The sequence below is a fragment of the Enterobacter sp. Tr-810 genome (assembly GCF_011752765.1).
GTDB lineage: Bacteria > Pseudomonadota > Gammaproteobacteria > Enterobacterales > Enterobacteriaceae > Enterobacter > Enterobacter soli.
Map to the genome: position 1 here is coordinate 231,862 of NZ_VWWW01000007.1, position 25,474 is coordinate 257,335.

24 protein-coding genes are annotated in these 25,474 nt (G+C 52.1%); 3 read left to right on the plus strand and 21 right to left on the minus strand.

The window, feature by feature from the left end; translation table 11 throughout:
- On the plus strand, nt 1-567 hold the full coding sequence (locus F3J30_RS19030) for an NADPH-dependent FMN reductase (RefSeq protein WP_014072446.1): 567 nt from the start codon (nt 1-3) through the stop codon (nt 565-567).
- Between the two features lie 90 nt (nt 568-657).
- Here the strand turns inward: F3J30_RS19030 and adeP are convergent, their stop codons facing one another.
- Entirely contained in the window at nt 658-1,995 is a 1,338-nt protein-coding gene (gene adeP, locus F3J30_RS19035) for an adenine permease AdeP (RefSeq protein ID WP_166718240.1), read from the minus strand.
- Between the two features lie 166 nt (nt 1,996-2,161).
- On the opposite strand from adeP, the gene yieH reads away from it, so the two are divergent.
- Complete coding sequence (gene yieH, locus F3J30_RS19040) at nt 2,162-2,827, plus strand: 6-phosphogluconate phosphatase (protein ID WP_166718222.1); 666 nt, start codon at nt 2,162-2,164, stop codon at nt 2,825-2,827.
- Nucleotides 2,828-2,869: 42 nt separating this feature from the next.
- On the opposite strand, the gene phoU is transcribed toward yieH, so the two are convergent.
- From phoU to glmU, 7 genes are all read right to left on the minus strand, one after another.
- Nucleotides 2,870-3,595: a phosphate signaling complex protein PhoU gene (gene phoU / locus F3J30_RS19045; RefSeq protein ID WP_008500182.1), complete on the minus strand. Its 726-nt coding sequence runs from the start codon at nt 3,593-3,595 to the stop codon at nt 2,870-2,872.
- 26 nt (nt 3,596-3,621) lie between these two features.
- Nucleotides 3,622-4,395 carry a phosphate ABC transporter ATP-binding protein PstB gene (gene pstB, locus F3J30_RS19050; protein WP_010426574.1) on the minus strand — a complete coding sequence of 258 codons (774 nt, stop codon included), beginning with the start codon at nt 4,393-4,395 and terminating at the stop codon, nt 3,622-3,624.
- 47 nt (nt 4,396-4,442) lie between these two features.
- Nucleotides 4,443-5,333, minus strand: coding sequence for a phosphate ABC transporter permease PstA (pstA, locus tag F3J30_RS19055; RefSeq protein WP_014072444.1), 891 nt, complete (start codon nt 5,331-5,333; stop codon nt 4,443-4,445).
- Nucleotides 5,333-6,292 carry a phosphate ABC transporter permease PstC gene (gene pstC / locus F3J30_RS19060; protein WP_014072443.1) on the minus strand — a complete coding sequence of 320 codons (960 nt, stop codon included), beginning with the start codon at nt 6,290-6,292 and terminating at the stop codon, nt 5,333-5,335. The genes pstA and pstC overlap by 1 nt, the downstream gene beginning before the upstream one ends.
- A gap of 82 nt (nt 6,293-6,374) precedes the next feature.
- Nucleotides 6,375-7,415 carry a phosphate ABC transporter substrate-binding protein PstS gene (pstS, locus tag F3J30_RS19065; protein WP_014072442.1) on the minus strand — a complete coding sequence of 347 codons (1,041 nt, stop codon included), beginning with the start codon at nt 7,413-7,415 and terminating at the stop codon, nt 6,375-6,377.
- A 321-nt stretch (nt 7,416-7,736) separates the two neighbouring features.
- Nucleotides 7,737-9,566 carry a glutamine--fructose-6-phosphate transaminase (isomerizing) gene (gene glmS, locus F3J30_RS19070; RefSeq protein ID WP_014072441.1) on the minus strand — a complete coding sequence of 610 codons (1,830 nt, stop codon included), beginning with the start codon at nt 9,564-9,566 and terminating at the stop codon, nt 7,737-7,739.
- Between the two features lie 154 nt (nt 9,567-9,720).
- Nucleotides 9,721-11,088 (minus strand): bifunctional UDP-N-acetylglucosamine diphosphorylase/glucosamine-1-phosphate N-acetyltransferase GlmU, encoded by a 1,368-nt coding sequence (glmU, locus tag F3J30_RS19075; protein WP_166718223.1) that lies wholly within the window; start codon nt 11,086-11,088, stop codon nt 9,721-9,723.
- Between the two features lie 344 nt (nt 11,089-11,432).
- Here glmU and F3J30_RS19080 point away from each other — a divergent pair, with 344 nt between their 5' ends.
- Nucleotides 11,433-13,541 (plus strand): right-handed parallel beta-helix repeat-containing protein, encoded by a 2,109-nt coding sequence (locus F3J30_RS19080; protein ID WP_166718224.1) that lies wholly within the window; start codon nt 11,433-11,435, stop codon nt 13,539-13,541.
- A gap of 302 nt (nt 13,542-13,843) precedes the next feature.
- Here the strand turns inward: F3J30_RS19080 and F3J30_RS19085 are convergent, their stop codons facing one another.
- The 13 genes from F3J30_RS19085 to asnC all read right to left on the minus strand — a co-directional run bounded on the left by F3J30_RS19085 (nt 13,844) and on the right by asnC (nt 25,333).
- Nucleotides 13,844-14,263 (minus strand): F0F1 ATP synthase subunit epsilon, encoded by a 420-nt coding sequence (locus tag F3J30_RS19085; protein WP_006177560.1) that lies wholly within the window; start codon nt 14,261-14,263, stop codon nt 13,844-13,846.
- Nucleotides 14,264-14,283: 20 nt separating this feature from the next.
- Nucleotides 14,284-15,666 carry a F0F1 ATP synthase subunit beta gene (atpD, locus tag F3J30_RS19090; protein ID WP_014072438.1) on the minus strand — a complete coding sequence of 461 codons (1,383 nt, stop codon included), beginning with the start codon at nt 15,664-15,666 and terminating at the stop codon, nt 14,284-14,286.
- 26 nt (nt 15,667-15,692) lie between these two features.
- On the minus strand, nt 15,693-16,556 hold the full coding sequence (atpG, locus tag F3J30_RS19095) for a F0F1 ATP synthase subunit gamma (protein WP_014072437.1): 864 nt from the start codon (nt 16,554-16,556) through the stop codon (nt 15,693-15,695).
- A 51-nt stretch (nt 16,557-16,607) separates the two neighbouring features.
- Complete coding sequence (atpA, locus tag F3J30_RS19100; protein WP_006808751.1) at nt 16,608-18,149, minus strand: F0F1 ATP synthase subunit alpha; 1,542 nt, start codon at nt 18,147-18,149, stop codon at nt 16,608-16,610.
- Nucleotides 18,150-18,161: 12 nt separating this feature from the next.
- Nucleotides 18,162-18,695 carry a F0F1 ATP synthase subunit delta gene (gene atpH, locus F3J30_RS19105; protein WP_166718225.1) on the minus strand — a complete coding sequence of 178 codons (534 nt, stop codon included), beginning with the start codon at nt 18,693-18,695 and terminating at the stop codon, nt 18,162-18,164.
- A gap of 14 nt (nt 18,696-18,709) precedes the next feature.
- A complete protein-coding gene (gene atpF, locus F3J30_RS19110) occupies nt 18,710-19,180 on the minus strand; it encodes a F0F1 ATP synthase subunit B (protein WP_014072436.1) in 471 nt (156 codons plus the stop codon).
- 48 nt (nt 19,181-19,228) lie between these two features.
- Nucleotides 19,229-19,468: a F0F1 ATP synthase subunit C gene (gene atpE, locus F3J30_RS19115; RefSeq protein WP_000429386.1), complete on the minus strand. Its 240-nt coding sequence runs from the start codon at nt 19,466-19,468 to the stop codon at nt 19,229-19,231.
- Between the two features lie 49 nt (nt 19,469-19,517).
- Nucleotides 19,518-20,333 (minus strand): F0F1 ATP synthase subunit A, encoded by an 816-nt coding sequence (gene atpB, locus F3J30_RS19120; RefSeq protein ID WP_129994687.1) that lies wholly within the window; start codon nt 20,331-20,333, stop codon nt 19,518-19,520.
- A gap of 8 nt (nt 20,334-20,341) precedes the next feature.
- A complete protein-coding gene (gene atpI, locus F3J30_RS19125) occupies nt 20,342-20,722 on the minus strand; it encodes a F0F1 ATP synthase subunit I (protein WP_008500194.1) in 381 nt (126 codons plus the stop codon).
- 616 nt (nt 20,723-21,338) lie between these two features.
- Nucleotides 21,339-21,962, minus strand: coding sequence for a 16S rRNA (guanine(527)-N(7))-methyltransferase RsmG (rsmG, locus tag F3J30_RS19130; RefSeq protein WP_014072434.1), 624 nt, complete (start codon nt 21,960-21,962; stop codon nt 21,339-21,341).
- Nucleotides 21,963-22,070: 108 nt separating this feature from the next.
- Nucleotides 22,071-23,960, minus strand: coding sequence for a tRNA uridine-5-carboxymethylaminomethyl(34) synthesis enzyme MnmG (mnmG, locus tag F3J30_RS19135; RefSeq protein WP_014072433.1), 1,890 nt, complete (start codon nt 23,958-23,960; stop codon nt 22,071-22,073).
- Between the two features lie 374 nt (nt 23,961-24,334).
- Nucleotides 24,335-24,784 carry an FMN-binding protein MioC gene (gene mioC / locus F3J30_RS19140; RefSeq protein WP_166718226.1) on the minus strand — a complete coding sequence of 150 codons (450 nt, stop codon included), beginning with the start codon at nt 24,782-24,784 and terminating at the stop codon, nt 24,335-24,337.
- Between the two features lie 90 nt (nt 24,785-24,874).
- The gene (gene asnC, locus F3J30_RS19145) at nt 24,875-25,333 is read right to left on the minus strand and encodes a transcriptional regulator AsnC (RefSeq protein ID WP_003862383.1); all 459 of its coding nucleotides are present in this window, start codon (nt 25,331-25,333) and stop codon (nt 24,875-24,877) included.
- Between the last annotated feature and the right edge of the window lie 141 nt (nt 25,334-25,474).

Below are 25,474 nucleotides of genomic sequence, written 5' to 3' on the forward strand. Positions count from 1 at the left end.
ATGTCTGATACGTTGAAAGTTGTTACGTTACTGGGAAGCCTGCGCAAAGGTTCATTTAACGGGATGGTTGCCCGTTCTCTTCCACAGCTGGCTCCGGCAGGAATGGACGTTTCAGCGCTGCCGTCTATTGGTGATATCCCACTGTATGATGCCGATGTTCAGCAGGAAGACGGTTTTCCACAGAGCGTTGAAGCGCTGGCAGAGCAGATTCGCCAGGCTGACGGCGTTGTCATCGTTACGCCAGAGTATAACTATTCGGTGCCTGGTGGCCTGAAGAACGCGATTGACTGGTTATCCCGCTTACCCCAGCAGCCGCTGTCTGGTAAGCCAGTGCTGATTCAGACCAGCTCTATGGGCGCCATTGGCGGCGCGCGTTGCCAGTATCATCTGCGCCAGATTTTGGTATTCCTGGATGCGATGGTTATGAACAAGCCGGAATTTATGGGCGGTGTGATTCAGAACAAGGTCGACCCGCAAACGGGTGAAGTGGTTGATCAAAGCACGCGGGATCATCTGGCAGGTCAGCTGACGGCGTTTGGCGATTATATTAAGCGGGTGAAAGCGTAAGCCGGAGCGGCCTGTTGCCCTCACCCCAGCCCTCTCCCACGGGAGAGGGTGCAAACACTAAAGCCCTTTTCTTTGAAAAGGGCTTGCTGTTTATTTGGCATCAATAAACACAATCTTCAGCACAAACAGCAGCGCCACAACGATAACGCATGGGCTGAGGTCGCGGAAACGACCGGTACCGATCTTCATCACACAGTAAGAGATAAAGCCCAGCGCGATACCTTCGGTAATCGAGAAGCTGAACGGCATCATTACCGCAGTAATAAACGCGGGAACCGCTTCGGTTAAATCATCCCACTTCACGCGTGACAGGCTGGATGTCATCAGCACGCCCACATAAATCAGCGCGCCTGCTGCCGCATACGGTGGAACCATCCCCGCCAGCGGAGAAAGGAAAATCACCAGCAGGAACAGAATACCGACAACCACGGCTGTCAGACCGGTACGGCCACCCACAGAGACCCCGGACGAGGATTCAATGTAAGCGGTAACAGAAGAGGTACCGATAAAGGAGCCCGCAACGGAAGATATACTGTCAACGAACAGCGCCTGCTTCATGCGCGGGAATTTACCCTTCTCATCTGCCAGGCCTGCTTTGTCGGTCACACCGATAAGCGTACCGGAGGAGTCGAACAGGTTGACCAGCATAAAGGAGAAAATCACGCCCGCCAGGCCCAGGTTCAGGGAGCCCGCCAGATCAACGTGACCAATCACGGTGGAAACACTCGGTGGCGCAGAAACGATGCCGTTGTAGTGAACATCACCCAGCATCCAGCCCAGCAGCGTTGTCACCACGATGGACACCAGCACCGCCGCATGAATGTTACGGGACGCCAGGATAGCGATGATAAAGAAGCCCAGCACGCCCAGCAGCACGTTGTGCGAGGTCAGATGACCGATGCTGACCAGTGTATCCGGGTTAGCCACGATAACACCGGCGTTTTTCAGGCCCATCATGCCGATAAACAGACCGATACCGCTGGTGATACCCACTCGCAGGCTCACAGGAATATTGGCAATCATCCAGTAACGTACGCGGAAAATGGTCAGCAGCAGCAGGCCAATCGCGCCCCAGAAGATAGCGCCCATACCCACTTGCCACGGCAGGCCCATCGCCTGAACCACAACAAACGCGAAGAAGGCGTTCAGACCCATTGCCGGTGCCAGCGCTACAGGCAAGTTCGCGAACACACCCATCAGAATGCTGCCGAGGGCCGCGATAAGACAGGTCGTTACGAAGACGGCGCTGGTATCCATGCCAGCAACGCCCAGAATTTGTGGGTTAACAAAAACGATATAGACCATCGTCAGGAAGGTGGTGAAACCGGCGATCACTTCGGTGCGTGCCGTTGTGCCGTGCTCGCGCAGTTTAAACACGCGCTCAAGCAGACCCTGACCAGATGTCTGGGTAGTGTGTTGTTGACTCATCATCAATTTCCGAACAAGGAGGGAAAATTCGTCGCTATCCTATACCAAAATGCGACAATAAGGGCGGTTATAGGGTACTTTTTTTCATTGAATTTGCTTATACGGCAACGATTGCGTGTCGTAAAACTGCACCACGTAAACGTTAAACTTGTTAAAAGGGAAAGGCATGTCCGGAATTGAGGCGGTATTTTTCGACTGCGACGGTACGCTTGTCGACAGTGAGGTCATTTGTTCCCGTGCGTATGTCGCCATGTTCCAGGAATTTGGCATTACGCTCGATCTCGAAGAGGTGTTCAAACGCTTTAAGGGCGTGAAACTGTACGAGATCATCGACATCATTAACGAAGAACACGGCGTAGCTCTGGCAAAAGATGCTCTGGAGCCGGTGTACCGCGCCGAGGTCGCACGCCTGTTCGACTCGGAGCTGGAGGTCATTGCCGGGGCAAATGCGCTTCTGGATGCGATGACAGTGCCAATCTGCGTGGTATCCAACGGTCCGGTCAGCAAAATGCAGCACTCGCTGGGCAAGCTTGAGATGTTGAACCATTTCCCGGAAAAACTGTTCAGCGGCTACGATATCCAGCGCTGGAAACCAGACCCGGCGCTGATGTTCCACGCGGCGAAGGCGATGAACGTCAACGTAGAAAACTGCATTCTGGTGGATGACTCGTCTGCGGGCGCACAGTCAGGGATTGATGCGGGAATGGAAGTGTTTTACTTCTGTGCCGATCCACACAACAAACCGATCGATCATCCAAAAGTAACGACCTTTACCGATCTGGCTCAACTGCCGGATCTGTGGAAGGCGCGGGGATGGGATATTACTCGCTGAAAAAACAAAGCCGGATGGCGCTAGCGCCACCCGCCACAAACATCACTCTTTCGGATCTTTACCTGCCAGCAGCTTGTCCAGCTCATCGCCGCCCACGTGACGGAAATCCTGACCTTTCACGAAGTAGAAGATGTATTCGCAAATGTTCTGGCAGCGGTCGCCGATACGCTCGATAGAGCGCGCACAGAACAATGCGGTCAGTACGCTTGGGATCGTACGTGAATCTTCCATCATGTAGGTCATCAGCTGACGCACAATGCCTTCGTATTCCTGGTCGACTTTCTTGTCTTCACGGTAAATACGTACCGCTTCGTCCAGATCCATACGCGCAAAGGCATCCAGCACGTCGTGCAGCATCTGCACGGTGTGGCGACCCAGCGACTCCAGGCTGACCAGCAGCGGCTGGTGCTGCTGAGAGAACTTCTCCAGCGCGGTGCGGCAGATTTTATCCGCAACGTCACCAATACGTTCCAGTTCAGCGATGGTTTTGATGATTGCCATCACCAGACGCAGGTCGCTCGCCGTCGGCTGACGTTTTGCGATAATGCGTACGCAGGCTTCGTCGATCGCCACTTCCATCATGTTGACGTTTTTGTCACCTTCGATAACGCGTTTCGCCAGTTCGCTGTCCTGGTTGTGCATCGCCGTGATCGCATCAGAAAGCTGCTGCTCGACCATGCCACCCATGGTCATCACCTGGGTGCGAATGCTTTCCAGCTCTGCGTTAAACTGGCCGGAAATGTGTTTATTAAGATTGAGGTTGTCCATGGTTTCTCCACATGCACTGAGGCAAATCAACCGTAGCGGCCAGTAATATAATCTTCAGTTTGTTTCTTCGCGGGCCTGGTGAACAGCGCGTCCGTATCGCTGAACTCAATCAACTCGCCCAGGTACATAAACGCCGTGTGATCGGAGCAACGTGCAGCCTGCTGCATGTTGTGGGTCACGATAACCACGGTGTAATCCTGCTTCAGCTCGGTGATCAGCTCTTCAATACGACCGGTTGAGATCGGGTCCAAAGCTGAACACGGCTCATCCAGCAGCAACACTTCCGGGCGAATGGCGATACCACGCGCAATGCACAGACGCTGCTGCTGACCACCGGAGAGAGAGTAACCGCTCTGGTGCAACTTATCTTTGGTTTCGTTCCATAATGCGGCCTTAGTCAAAGCCCACTGCACACGCTCGTCCATATCGGCGCGGGAAAGCTTTTCAAACAGGCGCACGCCAAAGGCGATGTTGTCGTAAATCGACATCGGGAACGGCGTCGGCTTCTGGAACACCATGCCCACTTTCGCACGCAGCAGGGCGATATCCTGGGCCTGGGTCAGAATGTTTTCACCATCCAGAATGATCTCGCCTTCTGCGCGCTGTTCCGGATAAAGCGAATACATCTTGTTAAAGGTACGCAGCAGGGTGGATTTACCACAGCCAGATGGACCGATGAATGCCGTGACCTGGTTCTTCGCGATATCCAGGTTGATATTCTTCAGGGCATGGAATTTGCCGTAGTAGAAGTTCAAATCACGAACCTGAATCTTACCCGGGGCAGTATCAACCATACTCATTGACTCATTTCCTCATTCGACGCCGCGATGTGCCGCGCCGTAAAAAATTAACCGTGTTTCTTCTTCGCGAAAATGACGCGCGCCAGAATGTTCAGCAACAGTACGCAAAGGGTAATGATCAGCACCCCGGCCCAGGCCAGCTGCTGCCACTCCGCGAACGGGCTCATCGCAAATTTAAAGATAGTCACCGGCAGGTTAGCGATCGGCTGCATCATGTCCGTACTCCAGAACTGGTTGGAGAGCGACGTAAACAGCAGCGGAGCTGTTTCACCCGCGATACGGGCAACGGCCAGCAGGATACCGGTCATAATCCCGGAGATTGACGCTTTTAGCGTAATCGCGGAGATCATTTTCCATTTTGGTGTCCCCAGTGCATAAGCCGCTTCACGCAGGCTGTCCGGCACCAGTTTCAGCATGTTCTCGGTGGTACGGATGACGATAGGCACCTGCAACAGCGCCAGCGCAATAACGCCCGCCCAGCCGGAGAAGTGCTCCATCTGCGCCACCACAATGGTGTACACGAACAGGCCGACCACGATAGAAGGTGCAGAGAGCAGAATGTCGTTGATGAAGCGAATGACTTCCGCCAGCCAGGATTTGCGTCCGTATTCTGCCAGGTAGATACCCGCCATAATCCCCAACGGCGTACCGAAGATGGTCGCCCACAGGATCAACAGGCCGCTGCCCGCCAGGGCGTTAGCCAGGCCGCCACCCGCCGTGTTCGGTGGTGGTGTCATCTCGGTGAACAGCGCCAGTGACATGCCATCAATACCGCGCACAACGGTAGAGAAGAGGATCCAGACCAGCCAGAAAAGACCGAATGCCATCGTCCCCATCGAGAGCGTGAGCGCAATACGGTTTTTCAGACGGCGCTTAGCCTGCATTTTACGGCGAGATTCCGCCAGCTCAGCGGTGCTTTGCATTTCGAGAGTCGCCATTAGCGTGCCCCCTCATTTTTAGCGAGACGCATAATCATCAGCTTGGAAATCGCCAGAACAATGAAGGTGATAACAAACAGGATCAGACCCAGCTCCATCAATGCAGCAACGTGCAGTCCGGATTCTGCTTCGGCAAATTCGTTCGCCAGTGCAGAGGTAATGCTGTTACCCGGCATGAACAGCGATGCGCTGTCGAGCTGGTAGGTATTACCGATGATAAAGGTCACCGCCATGGTTTCACCCAGTGCACGACCTAATCCCAGCATGACGCCCCCGATCACCCCATTTTTGGTGAACGGAAGAACGATGCGCCAGATAACTTCCCAGGTGGTGCAGCCGATGCCGTAGGCCGACTCTTTCATCATCACCGGGGTTTGTTCGAAGACATCGCGCATAACGGCCGCAATGTACGGGATAATCATGATGGCGAGGATCACACCTGCGGCCAGAATACCGATACCGAATGCCGGGCCAGCAAACAGGGCGCCTACAAACGGGATCGCAGAGAGGACATTACCGACCGGCTCCTGGAAGTAGGTTGCGAACAGCGGAGCAAAGATGAACAGACCCCACATGCCGTAAACGATACTTGGAATCGCCGCCAGGAGTTCAATCGCAATACCGAGCGGACGTCTTAGCCAGCCTGGTGCCAGTTCCGTCAGGAAAAGGGCAATACCAAAGCTCACCGGAACCGCAATCAGCAGAGCGATGAACGAGGTCACCAATGTGCCGTAAATCGGTACCAGCGCACCGAAGATTTCGTTCGGCGCATCCCACTCTTTAGTCCACAGGAAAGAGAATCCAAATTTCTGGATGCTCGGCCAGGATGAGAAAATCAGGGACACGATAATGCCGCCCAGCAGCAATAGCACAATCAGCGCAGCCAGTTTTACCAGCACGCTGAAAATTATGTCACCTTTTTTACCCGGAGGGTTAAATGCAGGCTTGGTTGCAGCCATAAATCACTCTTCTGTTAAAGACGTTTCACGAATACTGGCGGGTTAGCTCACGCCACCCGCCATCTTCGTCAAAAATATCCTGTTAGTACAGCGCTTTACCGCTGCTGTCTTTCACGTTGGTCTTCCATGCAGCACGAATCTGCTCAACCACGCTGTCCGGCAGGCTGGCGTAATCCAGGTCGTTAGCCTGTTTGTTGCCGTTTTTGTATGCCCAGTCGAAGAACTTCAGCACTTCAGTACCCTGTTCAGGTTTCTTCTGCTCTTTGTGAACCAGAATGAACGTGGTAGAGGTGATTGGCCATGCGCCTTCGCCTTTCTGGTTAGTCAGATCCTGTGCGAAGGATTTGCTCCAGTCAGCGCCTTTAGCCGCGTTAGCAAAGTTCTCTTCAGTCGGGCTTACTGGTTTGCCGTCAGCAGACAGCAGCTTGGTGTAAGCCAGGTTGTTCTGCTTAGCGTAAGCGTATTCTACGTAACCGATAGAGCCTGGCAGACGCTGTACGAATGCCGCGATACCGTCGTTACCTTTACCGCCCAGACCGGTTGGCCAGTTAACGGTAGAGCCAGAACCGACTTTAGATTTCCACTCTTCGTTCACTTTCGCCAGGTAGCTGGTGAAGACGAAAGAGGTACCAGAACCATCTGCGCGGCGAACCACAGCGATGTTCTGAGAAGGCAGTTTCAGGCCTGGGTTGAGTTTAGCAATAGCTTCGTCATCCCATTTTTTGATTTTGCCCAGGTAGATGTCACCCAGTGTTTTGCCGTCCAGCACCAGTTCACCAGACTTCACGCCCGGCAGGTTGATTGCCAGAACCACACCACCGATAACGGTAGGGAACTGGAACAGGCCTTCCTGAGCCAGTTTTTCATCAGTCAGTGGAGCATCTGATGCGCCGAAATCAACGGTGTTAGCGGTAATTTGTTTAACGCCACCGGAGGAGCCGATACCCTGGTAGTTAACCTTGTTACCAGTTTCTTTCTGGTAGGTATCTGCCCATTTGGCATACACCGGCGCAGGGAAGGTTGCACCGGCACCAGTCAGGCTTGCTTCTGCGAATACAGAGAAAGCGCTCAGAGATAAGGTCGCGGCGACAACAGTTGCGACAGTGGTACGCATAACTTTCATAATGTCTCCTGCAAGATTTTCGTAAATCGTTGTTTAGTGGCTACGATGAGCAAAATAGGACAAACAGGTGACAGATAAATGTACGAATTATGACAGTTTTATGACACTGAAAGTTTCACTTAAAAATAAGCAAAACTAACCTTCAATATCAATAAGTTAGCCACCAGCATGACAGTACGTTTTCAGTAATATTTTCTTTATGTGACACTGAAAAAAGTAGCTGAAGATGACAGATTGTCATAAATAAAAACGGGAAAGAGTTGATTAAAAACAAACCGGGAAGAGTAAAAAAGCTCCACCCGAAGGTGGAGCCTGAGAGGATTATTCAACCGTTACAGATTTCGCCAGGTTACGCGGCTGATCAACGTCGGTGCCTTTGATAAGCGCAACGTGATAAGCCAGTAATTGCAGCGGAACGGTGTAGAAGATAGGTGCAATCACCTCTTCCACATGCGGCATCTCGATGATGTGCATGTTGTCGTTGCTGGTGAAACCGGCATCCTTGTCAGCAAAGACGTACAGTACGCCGCCACGGGCGCGCACTTCTTCAATGTTGGACTTCAGTTTTTCCAGCAGTTCGTTGTTTGGAGCAACGACGATAACCGGCATATCCGCATCAATCAGCGCTAGCGGGCCGTGTTTCAGCTCACCTGCCGCATAGGCTTCTGCGTGGATGTACGAGATCTCTTTCAGCTTCAGCGCGCCTTCCAGCGCAATCGGATACTGATCGCCACGCCCCAGGAACAGCGCGTGATGTTTGTCAGAGAAATCTTCAGCCAACTGCTCAATACGTTTGTCCTGAGACAGCATCTGCTCAATACGGCTCGGCAAAGCCTGCAAGCCATGAACAATGTTCTGCTCAACAGCGGCATCCAGCCCTTTCAGACGCGCCAGTTTCGCCACCAGCATCAGCAGCACGGTCAGCTGAGTCGTGAAGGCTTTCGTCGACGCCACGCCAATTTCCGTGCCCGCGTTCGTCATCAGCGCCAGGTCGGATTCACGTACCAGCGAGGAGCCTGGGACGTTACAAATCGCCAGAGAGCCAAGATAACCCAGCTCTTTGGACAGGCGCAGCGCAGCCAGGGTATCTGCCGTTTCGCCAGACTGGGAAAGGGTGATCATCAGGCTATTACGGCGCACTGCGGATTTGCGGTAGCGAAATTCAGAGGCAATTTCCACATCGCATGGCACATCCGCCAGCGATTCAAACCAGTAGCGCGACACCATGCCGGAGTTATACGAAGTCCCGCAGGCAACGATCTGAATATGCTCAACCTTCGACAGCAGCTCGTTCGCATTGTCGCCCAACTCGCTCAGATCCACTTCGCCGTGGCTAATACGCCCGGTCAGGGTGTTTTTGATGGCGTTCGGCTGCTCGTAAATCTCTTTCTGCATGTAGTGACGGTACGCGCCTTTATCGCCTGCGTCGTATTGCAGGTTGGATTCAATTTCCTGGCGATTAATCTGCGTACCGGCTTTATCAAAGATAGACACGGAACGGCGTGTCACTTCCGCAATATCGCCCTCTTCCAGGAAGATAAAGCGACGGGTCACTGGCAGCAGCGCCAGCTGATCGGATGCGATGAAGTTTTCACCCATGCCAAGGCCGATAACCATTGGGCTACCGGAACGTGCAGCAAGCAGTGTGCTCGGGTCACGGGAATCCATGATCACCGTACCGTATGCGCCGCGCAGCTGAGGAATAGCACGCAGCACCGCATCACGCAGTGTGCCGCCCTGTTCCAGCTCCCAGTGAACCAGGTGAGCAATAACTTCGGTGTCGGTTTCAGACACGAAGGTATAACCGCGTGCTTTCAGCACTTCACGGAGTGGTTCGTGGTTTTCGATAATGCCGTTATGCACTACAACAATGTGTTCAGACACATGCGGGTGCGCGTTACCTTCGGAGGGTTCGCCGTGCGTCGCCCAGCGGGTATGCGCGATACCTGTGCCGCCGTGCAGCGGATGTTCTTCCGCCGCTTGCGCCAGGATCTGCACTTTACCCAGACGACGCAAACGGGTCATTTGACCTTCTGCATCCACCACAGCCAGACCAGCAGAGTCATAGCCACGGTATTCCAGACGACGTAAACCTTCGAGAAGGATTTCAGCAATATCACGCTGCGCAACTGCTCCAACAATTCCACACATAGTTAGATTTCCTGATTATGGCGTTTTGCCATGCGTTGTCGCTGACCTGTTGTTGCCCTTTTCGGGCGCCCCGAGCCTTGTAGAGAGTGGGGTTATATTTATTGGTACTGCTGATGGGAGGAGGATTATTTTATCCCCTCACCCCGAAAATTTGTTACTTCTTCACCGGGCGTTTCCAGCCCTGCTTGTGAACCTGCGGCACGCGGCTTAACACCAGCTCGTTATCGGCCACATCGCGCGTGACGGTCGTTCCTGCGGCAATAGTCACGCCATTACCAACGGTAACAGGTGCCACCAGCTGCGTATCGGAGCCGACAAACACATCATCACCAATGATGGTTTTAAACTTATTCGCACCGTCGTAGTTACAGGTGATTGTACCTGCACCAATATTCACGTTATCGCCAATCTCTGCATCGCCCAGATAGGTCAAATGACCAGCTTTAGAGCCTTTACCCAGCCGCGCTTTTTTCATTTCGACGAAGTTACCCACATGCGCGCCTTCCAGCAGCTCAGCGCCAGGGCGCAGGCGCGTAAACGGACCAATGGTACACGCCGCTTCCAGATGGGCATCTTCCACCACGCTGTAGGGGCTGATTTCGCAGTTGTCACCAATGACGCTGTTTTTAATCACGCAACCCGTGCCAATTTTGACGCGATGGCCAAGGGTCACATTGCCTTCAAGGATAACGTTAGTATCAATCTCAACATCGCGCCCGTGAGATAAGGTTCCGCGCAGATCAAAACGCGCCGGATCGTTCAGCATAACGCCTGCCAGCAGCAGTTTTTCCGCCTGTTCAGACTGGTAAATACGCTCCAGGCGGGAAAGTTGCAGGCGGTTGTTTACACCATCGGTTTCGCTAATGCGGGCCGGGTGTACAGCGGCAATCTCACGGCCTTCGTGATACGCCAGAGCAATAATATCGGTGATATAATATTCACCCTGAGCGTTGTTGTTGGTCAGTTTCGACAGCCAGCGTTTCATGTCTGCGCCGTTGGCAATCAGGATGCCGGTATTGATTTCCTGGATCTGACGCTGGGCGTCGCTGGCATCTTTGTGCTCAACGATACCTGTTACATTGCCATTTTCACGGGTAATGCGGCCATAGCCGCTCGGATCGTCCAGTACCACGGTTAACAAACCAATACCGCCCTGCGGTTTCGCTTCACGCAGGCGAGCCAGGGTTTCGACAGAAATCAGCGGCACATCGCCGTACAGCATCAGAATGTCTTCATCATCCGCGAAGAACGGGGCAGCCTGCTGCATCGCATGGCCGGTACCCAGTTGTTCAGCCTGAAGTACCCAATTAAGTTTGTCATCACGCAGCGTTTTCTTTAACAGATCGCCGCCGTGGCCGTAAACCAGGTGTACCTGGCGGGCACCGAGATCATTAGCGGCATCAATGACATGCTGCACCATAGGCTTTCCTGCCAGGGTGTGCAGCACCTTCGGAAGATCGGAATACATGCGGGTGCCTTTGCCAGCGGCAAGGATGACCACGCTCATCGTATTGTTCAACATACGCGTCCTGACTGTAATTTGAGTGAGAAGTAAAACCCTTTGACGTTGAAAATTCTACATATTTTGCGCCATAAAATGGAATGCCGCTAAAACGCTCAACCCAAGGCTTTACGGGCTATTTGAGGATACTTTTTAGGGCAGAGTAAATCACTTTTTCTCTTGAAAATAGCATTCTCGCGGTAAGTCGCAAGCTGTCACAACAGCTTAGCTGTTCTTTCGCCTCATGAATAAAGATAAGCCAAAATTAAAACGTAGTTTTAATAATCGAATAATGTGACAGAGAAAAAAGAAACGCCGTTTCATCTTTATGATAATAACGCTCAATTATTACTCAGGAGAATAAGATGAACTATAAAATACCTCTGGCTCTAATGATGTGTAGCACCTTCACCGCTTCGGCCGCAGAGCCTGAGCATGTCTGGAAAGCTATAGCCTTCGGGCAGTCAACGGACATGAATTTTTCCTCAAACGTACTGCCCGATAAAATCGGCGTAAACGATGTGACCCTCGGCGGGAAAAAACTCACGCCACAGGATGCCGTTGATCTGTCAAAACCCGTCACGATTGAAAGCCGGGGCGGGAAAATAGCAAATTCCCACGACGGTCTAACCTTTTTCTATACCACGCTTCCTTCAGGGGAAAACTTTGTCTTACAGGCCACCGTCAAAGTGGATCAGTTTGGCCCGGAAAACGGAGCCAAACCGGCCGCGCAGGAAGGGGCCGGACTGCTGGTGCGTGACATCATCGGCGTACCGCGCCAACAGCCGCTTAAAGCGGGCTATGAAGAGTTCCCTGCGGCATCCAACCAGGTGATGAATGCCATTATGACGCAGGATAAAAAAGATCATCACCGGATAAAACTGCAAGCCATTACGCGTGAAGGGATCTCTCATCCGTGGGGGAATGCCGGAGCCGAAATCAAGAAGCAGAGTTATAAAGAGGAGGTGGATTTACAGCAAACACCGGAATTCCGCCTCAGGCTTGAGCGCACCGATAGCGGGTTTATTACCTCCTGGGCGCCCGCAGGCAGCGATGAATGGGTGAGTAAGAGCGTGCCTCGCGCAAACCTGATCTCAGTACAGGACAACGCTCACTATTACGTCGGGTTCTTCGCCTCCCGCAATGCCAAAATCACCGTTACGGGTGCATCGCTTACCACATCCCAGGCGCATACTCTTGAATCTGCCCCCTGGCAGGCCAAAGCGCTGCCTGTTGTGGTGCAACTTGCTTCCGGCAGCCAGAGCGCCTCTGCGCAGTATCTGGTACAGGCTCGCGCAAACTACGATGGCATTTTCAGCGTCTGGCAAAATGAAGTGGTGATCGGTAACGATAAACCGGTGAAAGCGGGGGAGATGTACACGCTGCCTGCTACGCTCGGGGAAAAGAATGATTTTCGTCTTACCTTCACTCCCACCAGCACAGAGAATGCATCCCCGGTGGCAACCCAATTCAGCGTGGAAAAACTCGCTGACAACGCAACAACAACGCTCTATGTCTCGCCTGAAGGCAAAGCCGGTGCAGAGGGTAGTAAAAGTGCGCCGATGGATTTAAATACCGCCATTAATCTGCTCCCTGTGGGTGGGAAAGTCGTTTTACAGGCAGGCGAGTATCCGCGAAGCGCTATCCCGCTTTCAGCCAGCGGCAGCCCGGATAAGGTAAAAACGCTTCAGGCGGACGGCAAAGCGGTGATAAAGGGTCTGCTGGTGGACGCGAGCTACTGGCATATCAACGGTATTGAGATAACAGATAAGAGCCTGCGGGTGCAGGGCAGCCATAACCTTATCGAAAACGTCACGGCTTACCGCAATGACGATACCGGGATCCAGATTTCCTCCCCGGAAAATATTGGTCGCCCATTGTGGGCCAGCTATAACCGGATAATGGATTCAGAGTCGTATGCCAATGAGGATCCAGGGAAAATCAACGCAGATGGTTTTGCCGTCAAAATGCGCGTGGGGGAGGGGAACCGCCTGGAAAACTGCTATTCCCATGACAATATCGATGACGGCTTTGACCTGTTCAACAAGATTGAGGACGGTGCAAATGGCGTTGTGGTGATCGAGAATTCAATTGCCCGCAATAACACCAGCAACGGTTTTAAACTTGGCGGCGAAGGGCAGCCGGTTGCGCATGAGGTTCGCAACAGTAAGGCCATTGGCAATCATCTGGATGGATTTACTGACAACTTCAATCCTGGCGCGCTGGTGGTGGCCAATAACATTGCGGTGGACAATCTGCGCTTTAATTTCATCTTCCGGCCCAGCCCATACAGCGATGCATCAACCCAGGGAGTGTTTAGCGGCAATAAATCGGTGCGGACGCAACAAGGCTTATACGACGATGCGGTGGTGGGGAATATTGATAAGTCGAACTATTTTATCGTGAAAGGGAAGAGCGTAAACGGCAGTGGAGAGATCCTGCCAGATGGCGCTTCGCTTATCACACAACGGTAAGCGTGGCGCCACTCGGCATTCAGCGGATTAGTGGTTGAACGTACCGAAAGAAACGTTCATGTTGCTGAAAAGAGCGATGATTTTGTTGACCAGTTTCATGATGGCATCCTGAATTATTGAGGTTTATTTTGTGACACACTTCACAAAAAAGAAGTCTACGCCTCATTTTTTAACCGATCAACATTTTTGCGATGTAAATCACAAAATAATAAAACAGCTTTTCAGTTTCACTTTTCCTGAAACGAAACCATAAAAAAAGCCAGTCTGAAACCAGACTGGCTTTTGTGCTTTTCAAGCCGGTGTTACATCGCTTTTTTGGTCAACTCGATAACGCGCAGTTTCGCGATCGCTTTGGCCAGCTCCGCAGACGCCTGAGCGTAATCCACGTCACCATGAGAGCTGCTAATGTGCTCTTCAGCCTTACGCTTCGATTCCAGGGCTCGCGCTTCGTCGAGATCCTGGCCACGGATAGCGGTATCGGCCAGAACGGTCACACTGCCAGGCTGCACTTCGAGAATGCCGCCGGAGAGATAGATAAACTCTTCATGACCGAACTGTTTAACGATGCGGATCATACCAGGCTTAATGGCGGTGAGCAGCGGTGCGTGACCTGGGAAGATACCCAGTTCACCTTCACTACCCGTTACCTGGATTTTCTCGACCAGACCAGAGAACATTTGTTGCTCTGCGCTGACGACGTCCAGGTGGTAAGTCATTGCCATATCACCCTCCGATTAAGGCGTTAAAGTTTTTTGGCTTTTTCCACGGCTTCGTCGATGGAACCAACCATGTAGAACGCCTGCTCTGGCAGGTGATCGTATTCGCCTTCCATGATGCCTTTAAAGCCACGGATGGTGTCTTTCAGGGAAACGTATTTACCCGGAGAACCGGTGAATACTTCCGCAACGAAGAACGGCTGGGACAGGAAGCGCTGGATCTTACGAGCGCGTGCTACCACCAGTTTGTCTTCTTCAGACAGTTCATCCATACCCAGGATGGCGATGATGTCTTTCAGTTCCTGGTAACGTTGCAGCAGGGACTGTACGCCACGCGCGGTGTCGTAGTGTTCCTGGCCAACAACCAGTGGATCCAGCTGACGGCTGGTGGAGTCCAGCGGGTCAACGGCTGGGTAGATACCCAGAGACGCGATCTGACGGCTCAGTACCACGGTTGCATCTAAGTGAGCAAAGGTGGTTGCTGGTGATGGGTCAGTCAAGTCATCCGCAGGTACGTATACCGCCTGAACGGAGGTGATAGAACCGGTTTTGGTAGAGGTGATACGTTCCTGAAGAACACCCATCTCTTCTGCCAGAGTTGGCTGATAACCTACCGCAGAAGGCATACGACCCAGCAGTGCTGATACTTCAGTACCGGCGAGGGTATAACGGTAGATGTTATCAACGAACAGCAGAACGTCACGGCCTTCGTCACGGAATTTCTCAGCCATAGTCAGGCCAGTCAGCGCAACGCGCAGACGGTTTCCTGGTGGCTCGTTCATCTGACCGTAAACCAGGGATACTTTGTCCAGAACGTTGGAGTCAGTCATTTCGTGGTAGAAGTCGTTACCCTCACGAGTACGCTCACCAACACCTGCAAACACAGAGTAACCGGAGTGCTCGATCGCGATGTTACGGATCAGCTCCATCATGTTTACGGTTTTACCAACACCCGCACCACCGAACAGACCAACTTTACCGCCCTTCGCGAATGGACACATCAGGTCGATAACTTTGATACCGGTTTCCAGCAGTTCCTGAGAGCTTGACAGCTCTTCGTAGGAAGGTGCTGCGCGGTGGATAGCCCAACGCTCTTCTTCACCGATGTCGCCTTTCATGTCGATTGGGTGACCCAATACGTTCATGATACGACCCAGTGTTGCTTTACCTACAGGAACTTCGATCGGGTGCTCAAGGTCTTTAACTTCCAGACCACGACGCAGACCGTCGGAAGAACCCATTGCGATGGTACGCACGATACCACCACCGAGCTGCTGCTGAACTTCCAGCACCAGGCTCTCGTTACCATTCTGTACCTCAAGAGCATCGTACACGCGCGGTACGGCATCCTGAGGGAACTCGACGTCAACCACGGCGCCGATTACCTGGACAATTTTTCCAGTAGCCATCTTGAATCCTCTACGAATTAACCTGGTTATACCGCGGATGCACCACCGACGATCTCGGTGAGTTCCTGAGTAATGCTGGCCTGACGAGCTTTGTTGTATACCAACTGCAGCTCTTTAATCAGGCTGCCGCCATTGTCGGTCGCGGCTTTCATCGCCACCATACGTGCGGCCTGCTCGCTGGCCAGGTTTTCTACCACGCCCTGATAAACCTGTGATTCAACGTAACGACGCAGCAGGGTATCCAGCAGCGGTTTCGGATCAGGTTCATACAGGTAATCCCAGGTTTTCTGCTTCATCTCACCATCTTCTGATGCCGGTAAAGGCAACATCTGAGTGAGCGTCGGAACCTGAGACATGGTGTTAATAAATTTGTTGCTGACAACGTACAGTCTGTCCAGACGGCCTTCATCATAGGCCTGCAACATCACTTTAACCGGGCCGATCAGTTCGGACAGGGACGGGTTATCACCCATACCGGTCACCTGAGCGACAATGTTGCCACCAACGGAGTTAAAGAAAGAAACGCCCTTAGAGCCGATCATTGCGATATCGCACTGAACGCCTTTTTCGGACCATGCTTTCATATCCGCCAGCAGTTTTTTGAACAGGTTAATGTTCAAGCCGCCACACAGACCACGGTCGGTCGACACCACCAGGTAGCCCACGCGCTTAACGTCGCGTTCTTCCAGGTAAGGGTGCTTATATTCCAGATTACCGTTTGCAAGGTGACCAATCACTTTGCGCATGGTTTCTGCATAAGGACGGCTGGACGCCATGCGATCCTGCGATTTACGCATTTTGGAAGCGGCGACCATCTCCATCGCTTTAGTGATCTTCTGCGTGTTCTGGACGCTTGCGATCTTACTACGTATCTCTTTTGCGCCGGCCATGAGCTTCTCCTCAATGCCAGACGGCTTGTCCTAAGACAAGCCGCCGGACGATTACCAGGACTGGGTTGCTTTGAAGGAATCGAGGATAGCTTTCAGCTTGCCTTCGATTTCGTCGTTGTAGCCACCGGTCTGGTTGATCTCTTGCATCAGCGGAGCGTGATCACGGTCGACGTAAGCCAGCAGAGCGGCTTCGAAGCTACCGATTTTCGCCAGTTCCACATCTTCGAGGTAACCGCGTTCAGCCGCGAACAGCACCAGGCCCTGCTGAGCAACAGACATTGGAGCGTACTGTTTCTGCTTCAGCAGCTCGGTCACTTTCTGACCGTGGCTCAGCTGTTTACGGGTTGCTTCATCCAGATCGGATGCGAACTGAGAGAACGCAGCCAGTTCACGATACTGTGCCAGTGCGGTACGGATACCACCGGACAGTTTCTTGATGATCTTGGTCTGAGCAGCACCACCTACACGGGATACCGAGATACCCGGGTTAACTGCCGGACGAATACCGGAGTTAAACAGGTTGGTTTCCAGGAAGATCTGACCATCGGTAATGGAGATTACGTTGGTCGGAACGAACGCAGAAACGTCACCCGCCTGGGTTTCGATGATCGGCAGAGCGGTCAGAGAACCGGTTTTACCCTTCACTTCACCTTTGGTGAAGTTCTCGACGTATTCCGCGTTTACGCGGGAAGCACGCTCCAGCAGACGAGAGTGGAGGTAGAATACGTCGCCTGGGAATGCTTCACGTCCTGGTGGACGACGGAGCAGCAGAGAAACCTGACGATAAGCAACAGCCTGTTTAGACAGGTCATCGTATACGATCAGTGCATCTTCACCGCGGTCACGGAAGTATTCGCCCATTGCGCAACCGGCATATGGTGCCAGGTATTGCAGTGCAGCAGATTCAGAAGCAGTTGCAACCACAACGATGGTGTTAGACAGCGCACCGTGCTCTTCCAGTTTGCGAACAACGTTGGAAATGGTGGACGCTTTCTGGCCGATAGCCACGTACACACATTTGATGCCAGAGTCGCGCTGGTTGATGATGGCGTCGATAGCCATTGCGGTTTTACCGGTCTGACGGTCACCGATGATCAGTTCACGCTGACCACGACCGATTGGGATCATGGCATCAACGGACTTATAACCAGTCTGTACTGGCTGATCAACGGATTGACGGTCGATAACGCCCGGTGCGATAACTTCGATTGGAGAGAAGCCATCGTGCTCAACCGGACCTTTACCGTCGATTGGCGCACCCAGGGTGTTAACAACACGGCCCAGCAGGCCACGGCCAACCGGCACTTCCAGAATACGGCCAGTACACTTAACCTTCATGCCTTCGGCGAGGTCAGCGTATGGACCCATCACAACTGCACCTACGGAGTCACGCTCCAGGTTCAGTGCGATAGCGTAACGGTTACCCGGCAGGGAAATCATTTCACCCTGCATACAATCGGCCAGGCCGTGAATGCGGATAACACCGTCACTTACAGAAACAATAGTACCTTCGTTGTGAGCTTCACTCACAACACTGAACTGAGCAATGCGCTGCTTGATCAGTTCGCTGATTTCGGTGGAATTCAGTTGCATGCTCCAGTCCCCTTAAGACTGCAAGACGTCTGCAAGGCGCTCAAGACGGCCGCGTACGCTGCCATCAATGACCATATCACCCGAACGGATGATTACGCCTGCCATTACAGACTTATCGATTTTGCAATTCAGCTTAACTTTGCGTGACAGACGTTTTTCCATCGCGGCGGTGATTTTCGCAAGCTGTTCGGTACTCAGTTCAGTCGCGGAAGTCACTTCAACTTCAGCGGTAGCTTCACTAAGGGCACGTAAGTGCTCGAACTGCTCAAGAACATCCGGGAGCACACGCAGACGACCGTTCTCAGCCATAACCTTAATCAGGTTCTGGCCGTTGGCATCCAGCTGCTCTCCGCACACGGCGATAAACGACGCGGCGAGGGTTTCTGGCGCTAACGCACCGGAAAGCAACTCAGCCATTTGTTCGTTTTTCGTCACCTCAGCGGCAAACGCCAGCATGTTCTGCCAGCGATCGACATTTTGGTGTTCGACAGCAAAGTCAAAAGCTGCTTTGGCGTAGGGGCGAGCTACCGTAACAAATTCAGACATCAGCCCCTCCCTCCTTACAGTTCAGCGACAAGTTTGTCCACGATGTCGCTGTTAGCAGCTTCATCCACGGAACGTTCGATGATCTTCTCGGCGCCAGCAACAGCCAGAATCGCAACCTGCTTACGCAGTTCTTCACGAGCACGTTTACGCTCAGCATCAATTTCAGCCTGAGCTTGTGTCACGATCTTAGTACGTTCCTGTTCTGCTTCAGCTTTGGCTTCGTCCAGGATCTGAGAACGGCGTTTGTTAGCCTGTTCAATGATTACCTGAGCTTCAGCTTTCGCTTTTTTCAGCTGGTCTGTCGCGTTGGCCTGTGCAAGGTCCAAATCTTTCTTAGCGCGTTCTGCGGAAGCCAGACCGTCAGCAATTTCTTTCTGACGTTTTTCGATGGCAGCCATTAATGGCGGCCATACATACTTCATGCAGAACCAGACAAAGAGAATAAACGCGATGGCCTGGCCGAGGATTGTTGCGTTCATGTTCACAGCACAATACCTCTTTAATTTCTGTGGCTTAGGGTTTTAAAACTACTACTACGCGACAGCAAACATCACGTACAGACCCAGACCTACAGCGATCATTGGGATAGCATCCACCAGACCCATAACGATAAAGAACTGAGTACGCAGCAGAGGAATCAGATCCGGTTGACGCGCTGCGCCTTCCAGGAATTTACCCCCGAGGATGCCGATACCGATCGCAGCACCGATAGCCGCCAGACCCATCATCACAGCGGCAGCCATGTACAGCAGATCCATATTCAGGTTTTCCATGACAGTCTCCAGTTTGTTTCAATTAAAACGTAGTAGTGTTGGTAAAGAATCAGTGCTCTTCAGATGCCATCGACAGATAGACAATCGTCAGAACCATGAAGATAAAGGCTTGCAGCGTAATGATCAGGATGTGGAAAATGGCCCACGGCACATTAAGAATCCACTGTGACCACCACGGCAGAAGACCCGCGATCAGAATGAAAATCAGCTCACCCGCATACATGTTGCCGAACAGTCGCAGACCCAGTGAAACAGGTTTGGACAGCAGGCTAACGCCTTCCAGGATCAGGTTGACCGGAATAAACGCCCAGTGGTTGAACGGCTGCAAGGTAAGCTCTTTCACAAAGCCGCTTACGCCTTTCATTTTGATGCTGTAGAAAAGAATCAGGATGAATACACCGAGCGCCATCGACAGAGTGATGTTCACGTCAGCAGACGGAACCACGCGCAGTGCAGGCAGACCGAGGACGTGTTCGCCAATCCACGGAATGAAATCGATAGGCAGAAGGTCCATCAGGTTCATCAGGAATACCCAAACGAACACGGTCAGGGCCAGCGGAGCAATCAGCTTGCTCTTGCCATGGTACATGTCTTTCACGCTGCCATGGACAAAGCCGATGATCATTTCGATGAAGGTCTGGAATTTCCCTGGAACACCGCTGGTCGCTCTTTTAGCAACACCGCGGAACATGGCCAGGAACAGAAGACCCAAAACCACCGAGAAGAACATGGAGTCGATGTTGATCGTCCAGAAGGTGGCCGGGGGGTTATGCGGATCGACCAGCGAGAATGTACGCAGGTCCAACTGAAGGTTATTCAGATGGTGACCTATGTAATCCTGCGGCGTCATATTTTCTGAAGCCATGATGCCTTTTACCCTTTGTTGTTGATTACAGCTGGAGCCAGAACTTGTACCACCAGCACCAAAACCCACGTTGCTATCAGCGGCATGAATACCACTTTCAAAACCGCCAGCGCCATCACCAGTAGAGCAAAGGTCAGCAACACCTTACACACTTCGCCGAGAGCGAAGGACCAGGCCACGCGGCCTTTGGCAGGTGTATGCGCCTGATGACGCCAGGCAAAAATCATAAACAACACGTTTGGCAAAACCACCGCCAAACCCCCGCACACGGCGGAGATGCCCCAGAAGGGGTCTTTGAGGCTAAACAGCAGTCCACTTGCTATCACAGCCAGAAACTGAATGAACAGAAGCTTACGAGCAACGTTTCTACTCAAGAGCGACACAGACATCACGTTTTTACTCCTGCTCCCTTTGAGGTATGTCGCGTGTCGTATAAAACGTCCTTTAAGGCTCAGAGTCAAGCATCAAAAAGCGGACAAATTATACGGTGCGCCCCCGTGATTTCAAACATTAAGTAGCGAAAAGGTGAATAAATGTTTAAATATTTTTCCCCACCGCTATTTTTTAACTTTTCGTGAAACCGCAGGCCTTCCAACAAAACTGCAAACAGCGCGAAAACGTTGACGATAAAGCGTGCACGAGATCACAAAATACACATTTACGATAAGGTTGTATTTATCAAAGACGTAAATCGGTTTATTTCATCTTTATGATATTAAAGATAAATTGTCGTAACTTTTTTCAAAACAGCCCTGTATACAACAAAAACCTTTTATTGACATTCTTAATAAATATTTAACATCCTCACCTTATTGCCACTTTTCACTTTTAGCAGGCTGATATTTTCGTGGTTGATTATTCTCCAGGGCAACCATGCCAATTAGGTTAACTCAAAGAAAATCCACGGTAACAACAAGGTTAAATTAACTTCAGTAAAATCTCGTTAGTTGTGCTGTTTTTTAACACTCTAAGAACAGCACAAATTCCACATTTTTTATTAATTTTTTAAAAATTGTTTGGCTTAATTATCACCAGATGGCGTTCGCCATCGAGCTGAGGAATGTTTAATTTCTCAATAGTTTCGACTGAAAAACCAACAGGAAGCTGTTCAATTTCCTCAGCAGGCAACTGCCCTTTCAGCGCATAAAAACGGCCATTTTGCGCAGGCAAATGCTTACACCAACTCACCATATCGTTGAGTGATGCAAATGCGCGGCTGATAACACCGTCAAACGGTGGTTCAGCCGGGAACTCCTCTACCCTGCTCTGCACCGGTGTGATGTTATCAAGCTGCAATTCATGCTGCACCTGGCGCAGGAAACGTACGCGTTTCCCAAGGCTGTCCAGCAGCGTGAAATGGCTCTCAGGACGAACAATCGACAGCGGCACACCAGGCAGGCCCGGACCCGTTCCGACGTCGATAAAGCGCTCACCTTGCAGATACGGGGCAACCACGATGCTATCGAGAATATGGCGAACGAGCATCTCGTTGGGATCGCGTACGGAAGTCAGGTTGTACGCTTTGTTCCATTTGTTCAGCATATCGACATAGGCCACCAGCTGATTTTTCTGGTGATCGGTGAGCGAAATACCTGCTTCATCCAGCAGACGAGAGAGTTTATTGAGCACGGTGAATACCTGTTGAGATGCTAAAAGGCGGGTCGCGTTTCGCTTACCCGCCCTACGGGATCATGTAGGCCCGGTAAGCGCAGCGCCACCGGGCAATTCTCTTAGCACTTACGCGCTGCGGCGCAACATGCCTTGTTTTTTCAACCACACCAGCAGAATCGAAATCGCGGCAGGTGTGACGCCGGAGATACGAGATGCCTGGCCGATCGACACAGGCTTATGATCGTTAAGTTTGGCGATCACTTCGTTGGAAAGGCCTGTTACCTGGCGATAGTCCAGCATTTCCGGCAGCAACGTATTTTCGTTACGCTGCTGTTTTTCGATCTCATCCTGCTGACGCGCAATGTAGCCTTCGTATTTCACCTGAATTTCGACCTGTTCTGCCGCTTCAGCGTCTTCAAGACCCGGCGCGAACGCGGTCAGTTTGACCAGGTTCTCATAGGTCACTTCTGGTCGACGCAGCAAATCTTCACCGCTGGCTTCGCGTGAGAGCGGTGCAGTCAAGTGAGCGTTCACTTCGGCAGCAGTCTCTGCCTGTGGATTCACCCACGTTGTTTTCAGGCGCTGACGTTCCTGCTCAATGCGTTCCAGCTTCTCGTTGAAACGCGCCCAGCGTTCGTCATCCACCAGACCCAGCTCACGACCCATTTCGGTCAGACGCAGATCGGCGTTGTCTTCGCGCAGCATCAGACGATATTCCGCGCGGGACGTAAACATACGGTACGGCTCTTTGGTGCCCAGGGTGCAAAGATCGTCGACCAGCACGCCCAGATAAGCCTGGGAACGACCCGGAGCCCAGCCCTCTTTTTCGGCAGAGAAGCGCGCGGCGTTCAGACCTGCAAGCAGACCCTGTGCGGCTGCTTCTTCGTAACCTGTTGTGCCGTTGATCTGGCCTGCGAAGAACAGTCCGTGGATGAACTTGCTCTCCAGGGTTGGCTTCAGGTCACGCGGATCGAAGAAATCGTATTCAATAGCGTAGCCTGGACGAACAATTTTAGCGTTCTCCATGCCTTGCATTGAGCGAACAATTTGCATCTGCACATCAAACGGCAGGCTGGTGGAAATACCGTTCGGATAAATTTCGTTAGAGGTCAGCCCTTCCGGCTCCAGGAAGATCTGGTGCTGGTTACGATCGGCAAAGCGCATCACTTTGTCTTCGATCGACGGGCAGTAACGTGGGCCGATCCCTTCGATCACGCCGGCATACATTGGGCTGCGATCGAGGTTATTACGGATCACGTCATGGGTTTTTTCGTTGGTGTGCGTGATGTAGCACGGTACCTGCTGCGGATGCTGAGCCGCATTGCCCATGAACGAGAACACCGGCATTGGGTTGTCACCATGCTGTTGTGCCAGCACGCTGAAATCAATGGTTCGGGCATCGATACGCGGCGGCGTACCGGTTTTCAAGCGGCTGACGCGCAGCGGCAGCTCACGCAAACGACGAGACAGCGGAATGGACGGTGGATCGCCAGCACGGCCACCGCTGTAGTTATCCAGACCGATATGGATTTTGCCATCGAGGAATGTCCCGACAGTCAGCACCACCGCTTTAGCGCGGAATTTGAGGCCCATCTGGGTCACCGCGCCGACAACACGATCGTTCTCAACGATAAGATCTTCCACCGCTTGCTGGAAGATCATCAGATTCGGTTGGTTCTCCAGTGCGGTACGCACTGCCTGGCGGTAAAGCACACGGTCTGCCTGGGCTCGGGTCGCACGGACAGCCGGGCCTTTGCTCGCGTTTAGTATCCTAAACTGAATGCCCGCATGATCGATCGCCTTCGCCATCAGGCCGCCAAGTGCATCCACTTCTTTTACCAGGTGTCCTTTCCCAATGCCGCCAATCGCCGGATTACAGGACATCTGTCCAAGCGTGTCGATATTGTGTGTCAAAAGCAGGGTCTGCTGACCCATTCGCGCTGCGGCCATTGCGGCCTCAGTGCCTGCATGACCCCCGCCAATGATAATGACGTCAAAAGGATCCTGATAAAACATGGTGGTCTGCCTCGCGTAAAGCGGTATGAAAATGGATTGAAGCCCGGGCCGTGGATTCTACTCAACTTTAGTCTTTCGAGAAAGCATTGGGATCCTGGGCTATTAAAAAGAAGATCTTTTTATTTAGAGATCTGTTCTATTGTGATCTCTTATTAGGATCGGCTCTCCCTGTGGGTAAGTCCGATCTCACAAAGAAGATCATGCAGTTAGAAAGGATCGTTTGCTGTGAATGATCGGTGATCCTGGACCGTATAAGCTGGGATCAGATCGCGACTTTATACACAGGCCAAAAACGGGACGCGAGTTGTTATTGGGATAACTACGGCTTAATACGAGCTTTTAACCAGAGTTATCCACATCTATTCGCGCGATCTTTAATCGTTTTTGAGTAAATTTTTCCATTCTTCCAGCCAAACCTCTGCTGGATCCTCTGGAATATCGTGTTCGAGGATGTTGATCTTCAGCGTTTCACCGAGCTGTTTGGCTCCGCATGACTTCACTGCGGCTTCTACTTTCTCTACTGCACCACAGAAGGTGTCATATTCACGGCTGCCGATACCGACTGCACCGAAACGCACGGCTGACAGGTCGGGTTGTTGCTCCAGCAGTTCGTCATATAAAGGTTGCAGGTTGTCCGGGATATCGCCGGCACCGTGTGTAGAGGTGATCAGTAGCCAGATCCCGGCAGTCGGAAGATCCTCCAGTAACGGCCCGTGCAGGGTTTCTGTGGAAAAACCGGCATCTTCCAGCTTTTCGGCCAGATGTTCTGCAACGTATTCCGCGCCGCCCAGGGTGCTGCCACTGATAAGAGTAATGTCCGCCATTGATCGCTCGCTCATATTAAGAGGCGGCCATTGTACGCTGTGAACGAGCTGGGATCTACCTGTGGAAAATGTGGGAATGAATTTGCCCGATCACGGGCGGATAGTCCGCATGATCGGGTTTTGCAGGGAGATCAGTGTCTCAGTGGACTGAATTTCATCGATTGTTTGGATCTTGTTGATAAGTACCTGCTGGAGCGCATCGATGGATCGGCACATGACTTTAATAAAGATGCTGTAGTGCCCGGTGGTGTAGTACGCCTCGGTGACTTCATCGAGTGCGTTCAGCTTTTCCAGTGCAGAGGGATAATCTTTGGCGCTCTTGAGGATGATGCCAATAAAGCAGCAAACGTCGTAACCCAGCTGTTTTGGGCTGACGTCGATACGTGCACCGGTAATGATCCCCGCCTGCTTCATCTTCTCTACCCGGACGTGAATGGTTCCGGGGCTGACACCAAACTGCTTTGCCAGTTCTGCGTAGGCGGTGCGTGCATTGGCCATTAGCGCTTCCAGGATGCCGCGGTCCAGATTGTCGATCTGATAATTTTCCATAGGTTTTTCTTATGAAGATTAGTGAATCACTCTATTCTAGCGTCATATTTTAACGAATCAAAAGTGAAGATGGCTTTTTGTTGTTGGATTATTGAATTGAGTGCCATTTCTGTTGCTTAATCAATACCAACAGGACGCAGG

Coding starts and splice junctions, on each gene's coding strand:
- F3J30_RS19030 (WP_014072446.1), top strand. CDS start 1: ATGTCTGATACGTTGAAAGTTGTTACGTTACTGGGAAGCCTGCGCAAA.
- adeP (WP_166718240.1), bottom strand. CDS start 1,995: ATGAGTCAACAACACACTACCCAGACATCTGGTCAGGGTCTGCTTGAG.
- yieH (WP_166718222.1), top strand. CDS start 2,162: ATGTCCGGAATTGAGGCGGTATTTTTCGACTGCGACGGTACGCTTGTC.
- phoU (WP_008500182.1), bottom strand. CDS start 3,595: ATGGACAACCTCAATCTTAATAAACACATTTCCGGCCAGTTTAACGCA.
- pstB (WP_010426574.1), bottom strand. CDS start 4,395: ATGAGTATGGTTGATACTGCCCCGGGTAAGATTCAGGTTCGTGATTTG.
- pstA (WP_014072444.1), bottom strand. CDS start 5,333: ATGGCGACTCTCGAAATGCAAAGCACCGCTGAGCTGGCGGAATCTCGC.
- pstC (WP_014072443.1), bottom strand. CDS start 6,292: ATGGCTGCAACCAAGCCTGCATTTAACCCTCCGGGTAAAAAAGGTGAC.
- pstS (WP_014072442.1), bottom strand. CDS start 7,415: ATGAAAGTTATGCGTACCACTGTCGCAACTGTTGTCGCCGCGACCTTA.
- glmS (WP_014072441.1), bottom strand. CDS start 9,566: ATGTGTGGAATTGTTGGAGCAGTTGCGCAGCGTGATATTGCTGAAATC.
- glmU (WP_166718223.1), bottom strand. CDS start 11,088: ATGTTGAACAATACGATGAGCGTGGTCATCCTTGCCGCTGGCAAAGGC.
- F3J30_RS19080 (WP_166718224.1), top strand. CDS start 11,433: ATGAACTATAAAATACCTCTGGCTCTAATGATGTGTAGCACCTTCACC.
- F3J30_RS19085 (WP_006177560.1), bottom strand. CDS start 14,263: ATGGCAATGACTTACCACCTGGACGTCGTCAGCGCAGAGCAACAAATG.
- atpD (WP_014072438.1), bottom strand. CDS start 15,666: ATGGCTACTGGAAAAATTGTCCAGGTAATCGGCGCCGTGGTTGACGTC.
- atpG (WP_014072437.1), bottom strand. CDS start 16,556: ATGGCCGGCGCAAAAGAGATACGTAGTAAGATCGCAAGCGTCCAGAAC.
- atpA (WP_006808751.1), bottom strand. CDS start 18,149: ATGCAACTGAATTCCACCGAAATCAGCGAACTGATCAAGCAGCGCATT.
- atpH (WP_166718225.1), bottom strand. CDS start 18,695: ATGTCTGAATTTGTTACGGTAGCTCGCCCCTACGCCAAAGCAGCTTTT.
- atpE (WP_000429386.1), bottom strand. CDS start 19,468: ATGGAAAACCTGAATATGGATCTGCTGTACATGGCTGCCGCTGTGATG.
- atpB (WP_129994687.1), bottom strand. CDS start 20,333: ATGGCTTCAGAAAATATGACGCCGCAGGATTACATAGGTCACCATCTG.
- atpI (WP_008500194.1), bottom strand. CDS start 20,722: ATGTCTGTGTCGCTCTTGAGTAGAAACGTTGCTCGTAAGCTTCTGTTC.
- mnmG (WP_014072433.1), bottom strand. CDS start 23,960: ATGTTTTATCAGGATCCTTTTGACGTCATTATCATTGGCGGGGGTCAT.
- mioC (WP_166718226.1), bottom strand. CDS start 24,784: ATGGCGGACATTACTCTTATCAGTGGCAGCACCCTGGGCGGCGCGGAA.
- asnC (WP_003862383.1), bottom strand. CDS start 25,333: ATGGAAAATTATCAGATCGACAATCTGGACCGCGGCATCCTGGAAGCG.